Annotated in this window: 16 protein-coding genes; all 16 read left to right on the top strand. The window is 43.2% G+C overall.

Annotated elements, in window-relative coordinates:
- Positions 1 to 44 precede the first annotated feature (44 nt).
- The 16 genes from tsaD to NQ510_RS15090 all read left to right on the top strand — a co-directional run bounded on the left by tsaD (position 45) and on the right by NQ510_RS15090 (position 14452).
- Positions 45 to 1067: a tRNA (adenosine(37)-N6)-threonylcarbamoyltransferase complex transferase subunit TsaD gene (tsaD, locus tag NQ510_RS15165; RefSeq protein ID WP_005827731.1), complete on the top strand. Its 1023-nt coding sequence runs from the start codon at positions 45 to 47 to the stop codon at positions 1065 to 1067.
- 13 nt (positions 1068 to 1080) lie between these two features.
- Entirely contained in the window at positions 1081 to 1548 is a 468-nt protein-coding gene (locus tag NQ510_RS15160) for a CinA family protein (protein WP_005827733.1), read from the top strand.
- Between the two features lie 121 nt (positions 1549 to 1669).
- The gene (gene rpmB / locus NQ510_RS15155; RefSeq protein ID WP_004291052.1) at positions 1670 to 1930 is read left to right on the top strand and encodes a 50S ribosomal protein L28; all 261 of its coding nucleotides are present in this window, start codon (positions 1670 to 1672) and stop codon (positions 1928 to 1930) included.
- Between the two features lie 20 nt (positions 1931 to 1950).
- Positions 1951 to 2139 carry a 50S ribosomal protein L33 gene (gene rpmG / locus NQ510_RS15150; RefSeq protein WP_002560155.1) on the top strand — a complete coding sequence of 63 codons (189 nt, stop codon included), beginning with the start codon at positions 1951 to 1953 and terminating at the stop codon, positions 2137 to 2139.
- A 14-nt stretch (positions 2140 to 2153) separates the two neighbouring features.
- Complete coding sequence (locus NQ510_RS15145; RefSeq protein WP_005827735.1) at positions 2154 to 2312, top strand: DUF4295 domain-containing protein; 159 nt, start codon at positions 2154 to 2156, stop codon at positions 2310 to 2312.
- 250 nt (positions 2313 to 2562) lie between these two features.
- Complete coding sequence (gene ftsY, locus NQ510_RS15140; RefSeq protein WP_005827738.1) at positions 2563 to 3522, top strand: signal recognition particle-docking protein FtsY; 960 nt, start codon at positions 2563 to 2565, stop codon at positions 3520 to 3522.
- Positions 3519 to 4817, top strand: a complete 1299-nt coding sequence (rimO, locus tag NQ510_RS15135) for a 30S ribosomal protein S12 methylthiotransferase RimO (protein WP_005827740.1) — start codon at positions 3519 to 3521, stop codon at positions 4815 to 4817. Before ftsY ends, rimO begins: the two co-directional genes overlap by 4 nt.
- 78 nt (positions 4818 to 4895) lie before the next feature.
- Complete coding sequence (locus tag NQ510_RS15130; RefSeq protein WP_005827742.1) at positions 4896 to 5168, top strand: HU family DNA-binding protein; 273 nt, start codon at positions 4896 to 4898, stop codon at positions 5166 to 5168.
- A gap of 26 nt (positions 5169 to 5194) precedes the next feature.
- Positions 5195 to 6376 carry an HU family DNA-binding protein gene (locus NQ510_RS15125; RefSeq protein ID WP_005837202.1) on the top strand — a complete coding sequence of 394 codons (1182 nt, stop codon included), beginning with the start codon at positions 5195 to 5197 and terminating at the stop codon, positions 6374 to 6376.
- Positions 6377 to 6569: 193 nt separating this feature from the next.
- The gene (locus NQ510_RS15120; protein WP_005827745.1) at positions 6570 to 7565 is read left to right on the top strand and encodes an AAA family ATPase; all 996 of its coding nucleotides are present in this window, start codon (positions 6570 to 6572) and stop codon (positions 7563 to 7565) included.
- A 168-nt stretch (positions 7566 to 7733) separates the two neighbouring features.
- Positions 7734 to 8603 (top strand): DUF58 domain-containing protein, encoded by an 870-nt coding sequence (locus NQ510_RS15115; protein ID WP_005827747.1) that lies wholly within the window; start codon positions 7734 to 7736, stop codon positions 8601 to 8603.
- Positions 8604 to 8610: 7 nt separating this feature from the next.
- Positions 8611 to 9690: a hypothetical protein gene (locus NQ510_RS15110; protein WP_005827749.1), complete on the top strand. Its 1080-nt coding sequence runs from the start codon at positions 8611 to 8613 to the stop codon at positions 9688 to 9690.
- A 95-nt stretch (positions 9691 to 9785) separates the two neighbouring features.
- Complete coding sequence (locus NQ510_RS15105; protein WP_005827750.1) at positions 9786 to 10769, top strand: vWA domain-containing protein; 984 nt, start codon at positions 9786 to 9788, stop codon at positions 10767 to 10769.
- An 80-nt stretch (positions 10770 to 10849) separates the two neighbouring features.
- Positions 10850 to 11878, top strand: a complete 1029-nt coding sequence (locus NQ510_RS15100) for a VWA domain-containing protein (RefSeq protein WP_005827751.1) — start codon at positions 10850 to 10852, stop codon at positions 11876 to 11878.
- Positions 11875 to 12585, top strand: a complete 711-nt coding sequence (locus tag NQ510_RS15095) for a tetratricopeptide repeat protein (protein ID WP_008664501.1) — start codon at positions 11875 to 11877, stop codon at positions 12583 to 12585. Before NQ510_RS15100 ends, NQ510_RS15095 begins: the two co-directional genes overlap by 4 nt.
- A gap of 22 nt (positions 12586 to 12607) precedes the next feature.
- On the top strand, positions 12608 to 14452 hold the full coding sequence (locus NQ510_RS15090) for a BatD family protein (RefSeq protein ID WP_005827753.1): 1845 nt from the start codon (positions 12608 to 12610) through the stop codon (positions 14450 to 14452).

The following is a 14452-nucleotide window of genomic DNA, read 5'->3' as shown; positions in this document are numbered from 1 at the left end:
ACTTTTATCACTACTTTTGCAGCGTTTAAACGTAAATAAACATTATGAGTACAATAATCTTGGGAATAGAATCTTCTTGTGATGACACTTCTGCAGCTGTCATCAAAGATGGTTATCTGCTTTCGAATGTGGTGGCCAGCCAAGCTGTGCATGAAGCATACGGCGGGGTAGTGCCTGAACTGGCTTCCCGCGCGCACCAACAAAATATAGTTCCGGTAGTGCATGAGGCATTGAAACGCGCCGGAGTAACTAAAGAGGAATTGAGTGCTGTGGCTTTTACACGTGGACCGGGATTGATGGGGTCATTGTTGGTGGGGGTATCTTTCGCCAAAGGGTTCGCCCGTTCATTAGGCATTCCCATGATTGATGTTAATCATTTGACTGGCCATGTTTTAGCTCATTTCATTAAAGCAGAAGGTGAAGATAATGTGCAGCCGGAATTTCCTTTCCTCTGCTTGCTGGTTTCCGGTGGAAACTCACAGATTATCTTGGTGAAAGCCTATAACGATATGGAAATTTTGGGGCAGACCATTGATGATGCCGCCGGTGAAGCCATTGACAAATGCTCGAAGGTAATGGGATTGGGATATCCAGGTGGTCCGATTATTGACAAACTGGCTCGGCAAGGTAATCCTAAAGCCTTCTCGTTCAGCAAACCGCATATTCCAGGGTTGGATTATAGTTTCAGCGGACTTAAGACCTCGTTTCTTTACTCTCTGCGCGACTGGATGAAGGACGACCCCGATTTCATCGAACATCACAAGACGGATTTGGCGGCATCACTGGAAGCTACCGTTGTAGATATCTTGATGGATAAGTTGCGCAAAGCTGCCAAACAATATAAAATAAAGGAAGTGGCTGTTGCAGGAGGCGTTTCTGCCAATAACGGATTGCGTAATGCTTTCCGTGAGCATGCCGGGAAGTATGGTTGGAAAATATTTATTCCGAAGTTCAGCTACACAACGGATAACGCTGCCATGATTGCCATTACCGGATACTTCAAGTATATGGATAAGGATTTTTGTCCGATGGAAGCACCTGCTTATTCACGCGTAACTTTAGGATAATATATAATAAGGTATGAAGTTGGAAGAAAAGGTAGGAGAGCTGCTGAAAGCAAAGAAATTGTCCCTTTCCACCGCAGAAAGTTGTACGGGTGGAGGGATTGCCGCTCTGATTACTTCCGTTCCCGGCAGTTCGGAATACTTTAATGGTAGTATAGTGGCGTATTCCAATGAAATAAAGATGTCTTTGCTGCATGTATCTGCCGAAACTTTGGAAAAACATGGAGCAGTAAGCCGCGAAACTGTTACAGAAATGGTGAAAGGTGCGATGAAAACGCTGAAAACAGATTGTGCAGTGGCTACTTCCGGTATTGCAGGTCCTGGAGGTGGGACTCCGGAAAAACCGGTGGGTACGGTGTGGATAGCCGCTGCCTATAAAAATGAAATCGTTTCCATGAAGCAGGAGGGAGACGAGGGAAGAAAGGGAAATGTGGAAAAAGCAATTCAAAATGCCCTTTTGTTGCTTTGTGAGAAGCTGAAATGAGGAAAAAATGCTATCATACAGTGAATTATTTTAAGAAAAACTTGTTTGGTAACGATAAAAGTGCTTACTTTGCGCTCTGTTTGAAATAGGCAAAAAAGAAAACTATAAAATTAAGATAGAAATGTCAAAGATTTGTCAAATTACCGGAAAGAAGGCCATGATTGGCAACAATGTTTCACACTCAAAGAGAAGAACAAAGAGAACCTTTGATTTGAACTTGTTTAACAAGAAGTTCTACTATGTAGAGCAGGATTGCTGGATCAGCCTTAGCATTTGCGCTAATGGTTTGCGCATTATTAATAAGAAAGGACTGGACGCTGCTTTGAAAGATGCGGTAGCTAAAGGTTATTGTGATTGGAAAAGCATTAAAGTTATTGGCTAAAGTAGAGGAGAATACTGATTATGGCAAAGAAAGCAAAAGGTAACAGAGTACAGGTGATTCTGGAATGCACAGAACACAAGGATAGCGGTATGCCGGGTACTTCTCGTTATATTACGACGAAGAACAGAAAGAATACCACAGAGAGATTGGAGTTGAAGAAATACAACCCGATTCTGAAGAGAGTGACAGTACATAAAGAAATTAAATAATAAATCTATAACTTATGGCAAAGAAAGCGGTAGCAACCTTGCACGAAGGAAGCAAAGAAGGACGTTCTTATACAAAGGTTATCAAAATGGTGAAGTCTCCTAAGACTGGTGCTTACATCTTTGATGAACAGATGGTCCGTAATGAAGATGTTCAGAACTTCTTTAAGAAATAAGATAAATACAGTGGCTGTAAAGCGCTGATGACTTATAAAGATCCCCTTGTCGGTATTTCCGGTAAGGGGATTTCTTTTTAAAAAGAGGACGAAGTTTTTAATATTCGTCAGTTTTGTTATATCTTTGCTGAAAATGCGAAGATAGGCTGCACCTCGGCATAAAAAATGAACGGGTTCATTTTATTCTGCATCCGGTTTGCACTATCTTTGCAGGGAATGCGAAAACAGGTTGCATAAAAATAATTAGTGTATGGGATTTTTTAGTTTTTTCTCCAAGGAAAAAAAGGAAACATTAGATAAAGGATTATCTAAGACCAAAGAAAGTGTGTTTGGCAAGATTGCGCGTGCCGTGGCAGGAAAGTCAAAAGTTGATGATGAAGTATTGGATAATCTGGAAGAGGTGTTGATAACTTCGGATGTGGGCGTGGAAACGACACTGAAAATTATTGAACGTATCGAAAAGCGTGCAGCAGCCGACAAATATATGAATGCCACTGAGCTGAATCATATTTTACGTGATGAAATCGCAGCGTTGCTTACAGAGAATAATTCGGAGGATGTGGATGACTTTGAAGCACCGATTGCGAAGAAACCATACGTCATTATGGTAGTGGGCGTCAATGGTGTAGGGAAGACTACTACGATTGGCAAACTGGCTTATCAATTCAAGAAAGCCGGAAAGTCTGTTTATCTGGGTGCTGCCGATACTTTCCGTGCTGCTGCTGTGGAGCAGTTGGTGATATGGGGTGAACGGGTAGGTGTACCTGTTGTAAAGCAGAAAATGGGTGCTGACCCGGCTTCTGTCGCTTTTGACACACTGAGTTCCGCAACTGCCAATAATGCCGATGTGGTAATTATAGATACAGCAGGACGCCTTCATAATAAAGTCGGTTTGATGAATGAACTGACGAAAATCAAGAATGTGATGAAGAAGGTTGTTCCTGATGCTCCAAATGAGGTGTTGCTTGTGTTGGATGGCTCAACCGGACAGAATGCATTCGAACAAGCCAAGCAGTTCACTCTGGCAACGGAGGTTACGGCAATGGCTGTTACAAAGTTGGACGGAACAGCCAAGGGTGGCGTAGTCATCGGCATTTCAGACCAGTTTAAAATTCCGGTTAAATATATTGGATTGGGTGAAGGAATGGAAGATTTGCAGGTGTTCCGTAAAAAGGAATTTGTTGATTCACTGTTCGGGGAGAATGCATGAAACGGAAGACTATAGATATCATCACTTTAGGATGTTCTAAAAACCTGGTGGATTCGGAACATTTGATGCGTCAGTTGGAGGAAGTGGGATTCCATGTGACACATGATGCGGAAAGACCGAAGGGACAGATTGCCGTAATCAATACTTGCGGTTTCATCGGTGACGCCAAGGAGGAATCCATTAATATGATTCTGGAATTTGCGCAGGCCAAGGAGGAAGGAAACTTGGAGAAGCTTTATGTAATGGGTTGCCTTTCGGAACGTTATCTGAAGGAATTGGCCGTTGAAATTCCCCAGGTGGATAAATTCTATGGTAAATTCAATTGGAGAGAGTTGTTGCAGGATTTGGGAAAGGCCTATCATGACGAGCTGCACATAGAGCGCACATTGACCACTCCCAAGCATTATGCCTATTTGAAGATATCCGAAGGATGTGACCGTAAATGTTCTTATTGCGCTATTCCCATCATTACGGGACGGCATGTGTCGCGCCCGATGGAGGAGATACTTGACGAGGTGAAGTATTTGGTTGCACGGGGTGTAAAGGAATTCCAGGTTATAGCCCAGGAGTTGACCTATTACGGAGTAGATTTATATAAGAAGCAAATGTTGCCCGAGCTTGTTGAGCGGATTTCGGATATTCCCGGAGTGGAGTGGATACGCTTGCATTATGCCTATCCGGCACATTTTCCGGCTGATTTATTCCGTGTGATGCGCGAGCGTGACAATGTATGCAAATATATGGATATTGCCCTGCAACATATCAGTGACAATATGCTGCAAAAGATGCGTCGCCATGTGACGAAGGATGAGACGTATAAGCTGATAGAACAATTCCGTGAGGAGGTTCCCGGTATTCATCTCCGTACTACACTGATGGTGGGGCATCCAGGAGAAACTGAAGCCGATTTTGAGGAGCTGAAAGAGTTTGTCCGTAAAGTGCGTTTCGATAGAATGGGGGCTTTTGCGTATTCGGAAGAAGAAGGGACGTATGCCGCTGCTGAATATGAGGATTCTATTCCCCAGGAAGTGAAACAAGCGCGCTTGGATGAGTTAATGTCTATTCAACAAGGCATTTCAGGGGAGTTGAGTGCGGAGAAAGTAGGCAGGCAGATGAAAGTAATCATTGACCGGCTGGAAGGCGAATATTATATTGGACGTACAGAATTTGATTCTCCCGAAGTGGATCCTGAGGTTTTGATTGAGCGTGGAGACAGGGCGTTGCATATAGGTAACTTTTACCACGTAGAGATAGTAAAATCCGATGATTTCGACCTTTTTGGACGAATAATTTAAAGATTTTTCCTTATCTTCTTGCATATGTGAAGAAGATTTGCTAATATAGCACCGTAGTTCAATTTAAAGGCTTACATTTTGAATAACAAAGAGTTTACTTCTGAATTGTCGCGGAGGTTAGGGTACACATTGAAAGATACTTCTGAGCTGGTTGCTTCATTGCTGGCAGATATGACACGGCAGTTGGAGGAGGGGAATATTATCTCTATACAAGGGTTCGGTACATTCGAAGTGAAAAAGAAGGCAGAGCGTATATCTGTGAATCCGACTACAAAGCAACGTATGCTGGTGCCTCCCAAATTGGTGTTGACCTATAAGCCGAGTACATTGTTAAAGGATAAGTTTAAGTAACCGGCTTTTAAAAAATCTCCCGTATTATGAACGAGAAACTGAACATACAAGACCTGATTGACACGCTGGCTGAAAGGCATGGCATGAGCAAGAAGAATGCGGATAGTTTTGTGAAAGAATTCTTCCAGCTGATTGAGGAGTCTTTGGAGAAGGACAAATATGTGAAGATACGAGGTTTGGGGACTTTCAAGCTGATAGATGTCGGGAGTCGTGAAAGCGTTAATGTGAATACGGGGGAAAGGTTTGAGATACAAGGGCATACAAAAGTGTCGTTTACACCGGAACCGGCTTTGAAAGATATTATCAATAGACCATTTTCGCATTTTGAAACTGTAGTTTTGAATGACGCTACGGTGCTTGAGGACACCCTGCAGGAAAATGACAGTGAAGATGATGAAGATACTGAAATCAAAACTCCGGAACAAGAGGTGGAGGAGAAGGTTGCCTTAGTGGAAGAAGCCACGATAGAAGAACCTTTGGTGGAAACTGTAGTCGAAGAGCCGTTAGTTGAGCCCGAACCGGAAGTTGAAGAGGAGAAACCGGAAAAAACTGAACCTGAAGCAATGCCTGAAAATATAGTTGCTGTTGAACCGGAACCGTCTGAGCCAGTGATAAAAGATACGGCAGATTCTTCGACTATGAAATATTTTATAGGCATCGTTGTATTTGTAGTGTTGTTGTGTGGTGGTGCCGTAGCTTTCATGTATTATCCGGACTTGCTTGACAAACTTACTGCAAAGCCTCTTGTAGAAGAGGTTGCAGACTCGGATGTGAAGGAATCTGTTACTGAAAAGGTGGATGTCCCTGCCGGTCAAGACAATATTGCCTTGACAGACAGCATTGTTTCAAAAGATGTTGTAGTTCCTGCCCGGACAGATACTGTGGCAGAAACTGTTGCTACAACAACTCCTGCGCTTACAACAACTCCAAAGGAAAATGTACAGGCACAGTCTCCCGCTCCTAAAAAAGAGCAGAAAAAGACAGTTGCACCGTTTGAGCCGGATTCTGTGGGGTATACGATTGTGGGAACAGAAACCACTTATACCATCAAGGAAGGGGAAACGCTGACTAGGGTAGCGCTTCGTTTTTATGGGACAAAAGCTCTTTGGCCTTATATCGTGAAGCATAATCCCGGCGTAATCAAGAATCCGGATAATGTACCTTATGGTACCACTATCAAGATACCGAAATTAGCCAAGAAGCAGTAAAAAATTACTGCTTCTTTTTTGTTAAATACTAAACTCTATGAAAGTAGTTTAATCTAAAAGGTTTCGCATAGTTTTTTAATAAAAATTAGTTGGTATGGTTAATTTATTCCCGTACTTTTGGGAGCGAAAAAAATAATTGCCGGTTCAAAACCGGATAAATGAAGAAATTAAACATTAAAAAATAGATTGATTTATGGCTGAAACAATTGACATCCGCGAACTGAATGAGCGGATTGAAAGACAAAGTGCTTTCGTTACCAATCTTACCACAGGTATGGACCAGGTCATTGTAGGACAAAAGCATCTGGTAGAGTCGTTGTTAATTGGTTTGTTGTCCGATGGACATGTGTTGTTGGAAGGTGTGCCCGGTTTGGCAAAGACTTTAGCTATCAAGACGCTTGCTTCGTTGATTGATGCGCAATACAGCCGCATTCAGTTTACGCCTGACTTGTTGCCTGCCGACGTAATAGGTACAATGGTTTACAGCCAGAAGGATGAAACGTTCCAAGTAAAAAAAGGTCCGGTCTTCGCAAACTTTGTTTTGGCTGATGAAATCAACCGTGCTCCGGCCAAAGTACAGAGTGCTTTGCTGGAAGCCATGCAGGAACGTCAAGTTACTATCGGCAATGAAACTTTCGGGTTGCCCAAACCATTCCTGGTGCTTGCCACACAGAATCCTATCGAGCAGGAAGGTACTTATCCGCTGCCCGAAGCGCAAGTGGACCGTTTCATGCTGAAAGTCGTAATAGACTATCCGAAGCTGGAAGAGGAGAAACTGATTATCCGTCAGAATATCAATGGTGATAAATTTGAAGTGAAGCCCATTTTGAAGGCAGACGAAATTATTGAAGCTCGTAAAGTGGTTCGCCAGGTGTATCTGGATGAGAAAATAGAAAAATATATTGTTGATATTGTATTTGCTACCCGTTATCCGGAAAAATATGATTTAAAAGAACTGAAAGACATGATTGGTTTCGGCGGTTCGCCCCGTGCTTCCATCAACTTGGCCTTGGCTGCCCGTAGCTACGCGTTCATCAAGCGTCGCGGTTATGTCATTCCGGAGGATGTGCGCGCTGTGGCACACGACGTACTTCGCCACCGTATCGGCTTGACTTACGAGGCGGAAGCCAGCAATATGACATCTGATGAAATCGTCAGCAAGATACTGAACAAGGTTGAAGTGCCCTAACGCATAATAGAGGTTTTCGTAAACTTGAGGTTTACAATCCTATACCTGAGGTTTAGCGTCGTAAACCTTAGGGTTGAGTACCGAAAACCTCACCCCTTTTCATAGGGAAGTTTCTGTTATAAACTAAATTGCGCTTGTGTGCTTAAATGAGATTATTAAAATAAATCAATGGAAACAACAGAACTTTTGAAGAAAGTCCGTCAGATTGAGATAAAGACGCGCGGATTGTCCAACAATATCTTTGCCGGGCAGTATCACTCTGCCTTCAAGGGTAGAGGTATGGCATTCTCCGAGGTGCGCGAGTATCAGTTTGGCGACGACATACGCGACATTGACTGGAATGTGACCGCCCGCTTCAACAAGCCTTACGTCAAGGTGTTTGAGGAGGAGCGCGAATTGACAGTGATGTTGTTGGTAGATGTTTCCGGTAGTTTGGAGTTCGGTACGGTAAAGCAGATGAAGAAGGATATGGTGACGGAAATTGCCGCTACACTGGCATTCTCTGCCATTCAGAATAATGACAAGATTGGTGTCATCTTCTTTTCGGACCGGATTGAGAAGTTTATTCCGCCCAAGAAGGGACGTAAGCATATACTTTACATCATCCGCGAACTGATAGATTTTCATGCGGAAAGCCGGAGGACGAACATCCGTTTGGGATTGGAATATCTGACGAATGTGATGAAACGCCGTTGCACGGCATTTGTCTTGTCCGACTTCATCGACCAGGAAAGTTTCAAGAACGCCATGACCATTGCCAATCGTAAGCATGACCTGGTTGCCGTTCAGGTGTACGACCGTCGTGTGGAAGAATTGCCACCCGTAGGACTGATGAAGATTAGGGATGCCGAGACGGGACATGAGCAGTGGATTGACACCTCCTCGCGTGCCGTGCGCCGTGCCCATCATGATTGGTGGGTGAACAAGCAGGCGGAATTGAATGAAACGTTTACCAAGAGTAATGTCGACAATGTGTCGGTACGTACCGACCAGGATTATGTCAAGGCATTGATGAATTTGTTTGCGAAACGAAATTAATCGGAAAATGAAAAGATATTTATTTCTGATAGCGTTATTGATAGCATGGTCGGGAAGGGTAGTAGCCCAGTCGGTAACGGTAGATGCTACGATTGACTCTTTGCAGATTCTTATTGGAGAGCAGGCAAAGATAAAGCTTCAAGTATCTCTGGATGCCGATAAGCGTGCCATATTCCCGGTATATACCGATACGCTGGTGAATGGGGTTGAAATTATTGATGTGGCCAAGCCGGATACGCAACTGCTGAATGATGGCCGGCGTGCATTGATAACTCAAGAGTATACAGTTACCTCTTTCGACTCGGCTCTTTATTATCTGCCGCCTATGGAAGTGACAGTGGATAATGAGAAGTATCGCTCCAAAGCGTTGGCCTTGAAAGTATATTCGGTGAATGTCCCGTTAGACCCGGAGAATCCGGAACAGTTCTTCGGTCCCAAAACAGTGATGCAAGCGCCTTTTGCCTGGGAAGACTGGTATGGTCTTATGGCTTGTGGTGCGCTGATTATCCCGATAGGGATATTACTTGTCTATCTGATAATGCGCTTCTTCGACAATAAGCCTATTATCCGTAAGGTGAAGGTAGAACCTAAGCTGCCTCCCCATCAGTTGGCTATGCAGGAGATAGAACGTATCAAGAATGAGAAGGTATGGCAGAAAGGGGAACCGAAGGAATATTATACGGAATTGACTGATGCTCTTCGTACATATATAAAAGACCGTTTTGGTTTCAATGCTTTGGAAATGACTTCTACGGAAATCATAGACAAGTTGCTGGAAATGAAAGATAAGGAAGCAATATCGGATTTGCGTGAATTGTTCCAGACTGCTGATTTGGTGAAATTTGCCAAGCATAATCCATTGATGAACGAAAATGACGCTAACCTGATTAATGCCATTGACTTTATTAATGAAACCAAGGAGAAAGAAGAGGAGAATGCCAAGCCGCAGCCTACGGAGATTACCATTATCGAGAAACGTTCTTTGCGTACCAAGGTTTTGCTGGGAACGGGTATTGTAGTGTTGGCTGTAGCCCTTGTCAGTTCATTGATATATATCGGATTGGAGTTGTATAATTATTTTGCTTAATACAGGAAAAGTGACTTCAATCGGATATACATGAGTGAAAAGTGAGGGATGTTTGGAGCGAAGCTGAATTGTAAATCGTTAAATCGTACATAAATATGGTTTTTGCCAATATTGAATATTTATTTTTGCTGCTGTTGCTTATACCTTATATAGTATGGTATATTATGAAGCGGAAGAATAGTGAAGCTACGCTTCAGATTTCGGATGCCCGTGTGTATGCCCATACCCCTAAAAGCTATAAGAACTATTTGTTGCATGTACCGTTTGTATTGCGGATAATTGCCTTGATACTGATTATTCTTGTTTTGGCACGTCCGCAAACCACCGATAGCTGGCAGAACAGTGAGATTGAGGGTATTGATATCATGCTTGCTATGGACGTTTCTACCAGTATGCTGGCCGAAGACCTGAAACCTAACCGGTTGGAAGCGGCGAAGGATGTGGCGGCAGAGTTTATTAACGGACGTCCGAATGACAATATAGGTATAACTTTGTTTGCTGGAGAAAGCTTTACGCAATGTCCGTTGACAGTAGACCATGCCGTATTGTTGAACTTGCTTAAAGATATGAAGTGCGGGCTGATTGAAGACGGAACGGCAATCGGTATGGGTATTGCCAATGCCGTTACCCGTTTGAAGGATAGCAAGGCAAAGTCGAAAGTCATTATTCTGCTGACGGACGGTGTCAATAATAAAGGTGATATTTCTCCTTTGACGGCTGCTGAAATAGCCAAGAGTTTTGGCATTCGCGTTTATACTATTGGGGTAGGAACCAATGGTATGGCTCCTTATCCTTATCCGGTAGGCGGAACAGTGCAATATGTCAATATGCCCGTCGAAATTGATGAAAAGACTTTGACACAGATTGCCGGAACAACGGAAGGTAACTATTTCCGTGCCACCAGCAACTCGAAGTTGAAGGAAGTGTACGAGGAGATAGACAAGCTGGAGAAAACAAAATTGAATGTAAAAGAATACAGCAAGCGCCAGGAAGAGTACCGCTGGTTTGCGTTGGCTGCTTTCTTGTGCGTATTACTGGAGGTACTGTTACGCAACTCTATATTGAAGAAGATACCGTAAAAACGGAGAATGTCTTTTAGTGTATCAGTCATTGCGTAGCCAAATTGTAAATTGTAAATTGCTAAATTGTAAATAAAAAGATGTTTCGATTTGAAGAACCTGCATATTTGTACTTGTTGCTGCTGCTGCCTTTATTGGCGGCCTTCTACTTGTACTCCAATTATCGGAGGAGGAAAGCCATTCGTAAATTTGGTGACCCTATACTGATGGCACAGCTAATGCCGGATGTTTCCAAATACCGTCCGGATGTGAAGTTTTGGTTGGTTTTTGCGGCTATCGGGTTGTTCACGGTACTGCTGGCACGTCCGCAGTTTGGTTCCAAACTGGAGACGGTAAAACGCCAGGGAGTGGAAGTGATGATTGCGTTGGATATATCCAATTCCATGCTGGCACAAGACGTACAGCCAAGCCGCTTGCAGAAGGCAAAACGGCTGGTGGCGCAGTTGGTAGATAAGATGCAGAATGACAAGGTCGGTATGATTGTTTTTGCAGGTGACGCATTTACCCAGTTGCCTATTACGAGTGATTATATTTCTGCCAAGATGTTTTTGGAGTCCATCGACCCTTCGCTGATTTCCAAGCAAGGTACGGCAATTGGAGCTGCAATAAATCTGGCTGCCCGGAGTTTTACACCTCAAGAAGGAGTGGGACGTACTGTTATTGTCATCACCGACGGTGAAAACCATGAAGGTGGTGCCGTAGAAGCAGCTAAGGCTGCTGCAGAGAAAGGTATCCAGGTCAATGTATTAGGGGTAGGTATGCCTGAGGGTGCCCCTATTCCAATAGAGGGTACTAATGATTATCGTCGTGACCGTGAAGGTAATGTAATCGTTACTCGCTTGAATGAGCAGATGTGTCAGGAAATTGCTCAGGCAGGAAATGGTATTTATGTGCGCGTAGACAATACCAACGGTGCACAGAAAGCGATTAGTCAGGAAATCAACAAGATGGCAAAGGCAGATGTGGAAACACAGGTGTACACGGAATTCAATGAACAGTTTCAGGCAGTGGCATGGATTATTCTGCTGTTGTTACTGGCTGAGATGTTGATATTGGAGCGCAAGAATCCTCTGTTCCGCAACATTCATTTATTCTCTAATAAGAAATGATGCGTATGTTACAGAAAAAATATATTGGAATAGTTTTGCTGCTGTTAGTGGCAGTTTCAGCTTCTGCACAGAAGGCGGAACGCGATTATATCCGTAAGGGAAACCGTTTTTTTAAGGATAGCGTATATGTGGATGCAGAAGTGAACTATCGGAAGGCTTTGGAGGTAAACCCGAAGTCAACGGTTTCCATGTTCAACCTGGGAAATACATTGACCCAGCAGAACAAGCTGCAGGAAGCGATGGAGCAATATGTGGGAGCTACCAAGATAGAAAAGGACAAATCGAACTTAGCACAGATTTATCATAATATGGGAGTCATCTTTCATTCTCAGAAGGATTATGCAAAGGCGGTAGAAGCCTATAAGGAGTCGTTACGCAATAATCCGAAAGATGATGAAACGCGCTATAACCTTGCTTTGGCACAGAAACAGTTGCAAGACCAGCAGCAGAACCAGGATCAGAATCAAGATCAGGATAAACAGGACCAACAGAAGGAGCAGGATAAACAGCAGGATCAGCAGAAAGACCAGCAACAGAATCAAGACCAGCAACAACAACCTTCTCAGCCGGAAAAAAAAGATAATGAGATGTCTAAGGAAAATGCAGAACAGCTATTGAACTCTGTCATGCAAGACGAGAAGGATGTGCAGGATAAAGTGAAAAAGCAGCAGGTACTTCAAGGAGGTCGTCTGGAAAAAGATTGGTAACAAACATAATAGGAAATAATATATGAGAAAAATAGTTTTCTTATGGATAGCACTGATTGCAGTCGGTATGAATGTCTTTGCCGATGGCAAGGTATCGTTTACTGCGTCTGCTCCTGACGCTGTGGCGGTAGGAGACCAGTTCAGACTGTCGTATACGGTGACTACACAAAAGGTAAGGGATTTTCGTGCTCCTTCTATGAAGGGATTTGATGTGTTGATGGGGCCCAGCCGCTCGCAACAGAGTAGCGTGCAGATGATTAATGGGCAGACGACTTCAACCAGCAGTATTACATTCACTTATATTTTAATGGCGACTGCAGAAGGTGATTTTACCATTCCAGGAGCCACTATCACTGCTGATGGTAACCAAATGGTTTCGAATTCTGTACAAGTAAGGGTTCTTCCGGCAGATCAGGCTGCTAATGGAGCTTCTGGAAATGGTGGCAAACAGAGTGAGGGCACTGCCAGCCGCGCTTCTTCCGGGACATCTGTATCGAATAGTGATTTGTTTATTACAGCTACTGCCAGTAAGATGACGGTGTATGAACAAGAGGCTTTTCTGCTGACATACAAGATATATACCTTGGTGGACTTACGTATGTTTGATAATGTGAAATTGCCTGACTTCAAAGGATTCCATTCTCAGGAAGTAGAATTGCCTAATGACAGAAGATGGGGATTGGAGCATTATAAAGGTAGAAATTATCAGTCTACAATCTATCGTCAGTTTGTGTTGTTCCCGCAACAAGCCGGTAAGCTGACAATTGATGCTGCACGCTTTGATGCTTCCATTGCAAAGGCTACACAAGTTGCTGATCCGTTCGAGGCATTTTTCAATGGAGGAAGCAATTACGTAGAAGTTAAAAAGACAATTTTGACTCCGCAACTGACAATTGACGTAAAGCCCTTGCCGGCAGGTAAGCCAGCCGATTTTTCGGGAGGAGTGGGAGAGTTCAATATAACTTCTTCTATCAATAGTACAAATGTCAAGACCAATGATGCTGTTACTGTCAAACTTGTCATTTCTGGTACCGGTAATCTGAAATTGCTTTCTAATCCGGAAGTTAAATTCCCCGAGGATTTTGAAGTATATGATCCGAAGGTGGACAATAAATTCCGTCTGACAAATTCGGGCCTCTCCGGTAGTAAGGTCATTGAGTATCTGGCAATTCCTCGTAATGCTGGAACTTATAAGATTCCTGCCGTAAAGTTCAGTTATTTTGATATTAATTCCCGTTCGTATAAGACGTTGACTACGGAGGAGTATGAATTGCATGTGGAAAAGGGAGTAGGTAATGCTGCTCAGACTATTGCAAACTTTACAAGCAAGGAAGAGTTGAAAGTATTGAACGAGGATATTCGTTTTATCAAGCAGAATAACGTAACTCTGTCTCCCAAAGGTGATTTCTTCTTCGGTTCGTTGACGTATTGGTTGCTTTATTTGATACCGGGTATTGCATTCATTACATTCTTTGTCATCTATCGTAAGCAAATAGCAGCCAATGCAAATGTAGCAAAGATGCGTACCAAGAAAGCCAATAAAGTGGCGGTGAAACGTATGAAACAAGCTGGTAAATTATTGGCTGAGAATAAGAAAGATGCGTTTTATGATGAGGTTTTGAAAGCTCTTTGGGGGTATATCAGTGATAAACTGAACATTCCGGTATCCCGTTTGTCTAAGGATAATATCGAAGAGGAACTTCGTAATTATGGTGTGAATGATGCGTTGATAAAGGAATTCCTCGATGCATTGAATAACTGTGAGTTTGCCCGCTTTGCTCCGGGTGATGATAACCAGGCTATGGATAAGGTATATTCAGCTTCTTTGGAAGTTATCAGTAAAATGGAAAACTCGATAAAACATTAA

Source organism: Bacteroides uniformis (assembly GCF_025147485.1).
Classification (GTDB): domain Bacteria; phylum Bacteroidota; class Bacteroidia; order Bacteroidales; family Bacteroidaceae; genus Bacteroides; species Bacteroides uniformis.
The sequence above is the reverse complement of the archived record's forward strand: the minus strand, read 5'-3'. Positions and strand labels throughout refer to the sequence as shown.

Coding starts and splice junctions, on each gene's coding strand:
- NQ510_RS15125 (WP_005837202.1), top strand. CDS start 5,195: ATGAACGAGAAACTGAACATACAAGACCTGATTGACACGCTGGCTGAA.
- rimO (WP_005827740.1), top strand. CDS start 3,519: ATGAAACGGAAGACTATAGATATCATCACTTTAGGATGTTCTAAAAAC.
- NQ510_RS15145 (WP_005827735.1), top strand. CDS start 2,154: ATGGCAAAGAAAGCGGTAGCAACCTTGCACGAAGGAAGCAAAGAAGGA.
- tsaD (WP_005827731.1), top strand. CDS start 45: ATGAGTACAATAATCTTGGGAATAGAATCTTCTTGTGATGACACTTCT.
- NQ510_RS15115 (WP_005827747.1), top strand. CDS start 7,734: ATGGAAACAACAGAACTTTTGAAGAAAGTCCGTCAGATTGAGATAAAG.
- NQ510_RS15105 (WP_005827750.1), top strand. CDS start 9,786: ATGGTTTTTGCCAATATTGAATATTTATTTTTGCTGCTGTTGCTTATA.
- rpmG (WP_002560155.1), top strand. CDS start 1,951: ATGGCAAAGAAAGCAAAAGGTAACAGAGTACAGGTGATTCTGGAATGC.
- NQ510_RS15110 (WP_005827749.1), top strand. CDS start 8,611: ATGAAAAGATATTTATTTCTGATAGCGTTATTGATAGCATGGTCGGGA.
- ftsY (WP_005827738.1), top strand. CDS start 2,563: ATGGGATTTTTTAGTTTTTTCTCCAAGGAAAAAAAGGAAACATTAGAT.
- rpmB (WP_004291052.1), top strand. CDS start 1,670: ATGTCAAAGATTTGTCAAATTACCGGAAAGAAGGCCATGATTGGCAAC.
- NQ510_RS15100 (WP_005827751.1), top strand. CDS start 10,850: ATGTTTCGATTTGAAGAACCTGCATATTTGTACTTGTTGCTGCTGCTG.
- NQ510_RS15160 (WP_005827733.1), top strand. CDS start 1,081: ATGAAGTTGGAAGAAAAGGTAGGAGAGCTGCTGAAAGCAAAGAAATTG.
- NQ510_RS15090 (WP_005827753.1), top strand. CDS start 12,608: ATGAGAAAAATAGTTTTCTTATGGATAGCACTGATTGCAGTCGGTATG.
- NQ510_RS15120 (WP_005827745.1), top strand. CDS start 6,570: ATGGCTGAAACAATTGACATCCGCGAACTGAATGAGCGGATTGAAAGA.
- NQ510_RS15095 (WP_008664501.1), top strand. CDS start 11,875: ATGATGCGTATGTTACAGAAAAAATATATTGGAATAGTTTTGCTGCTG.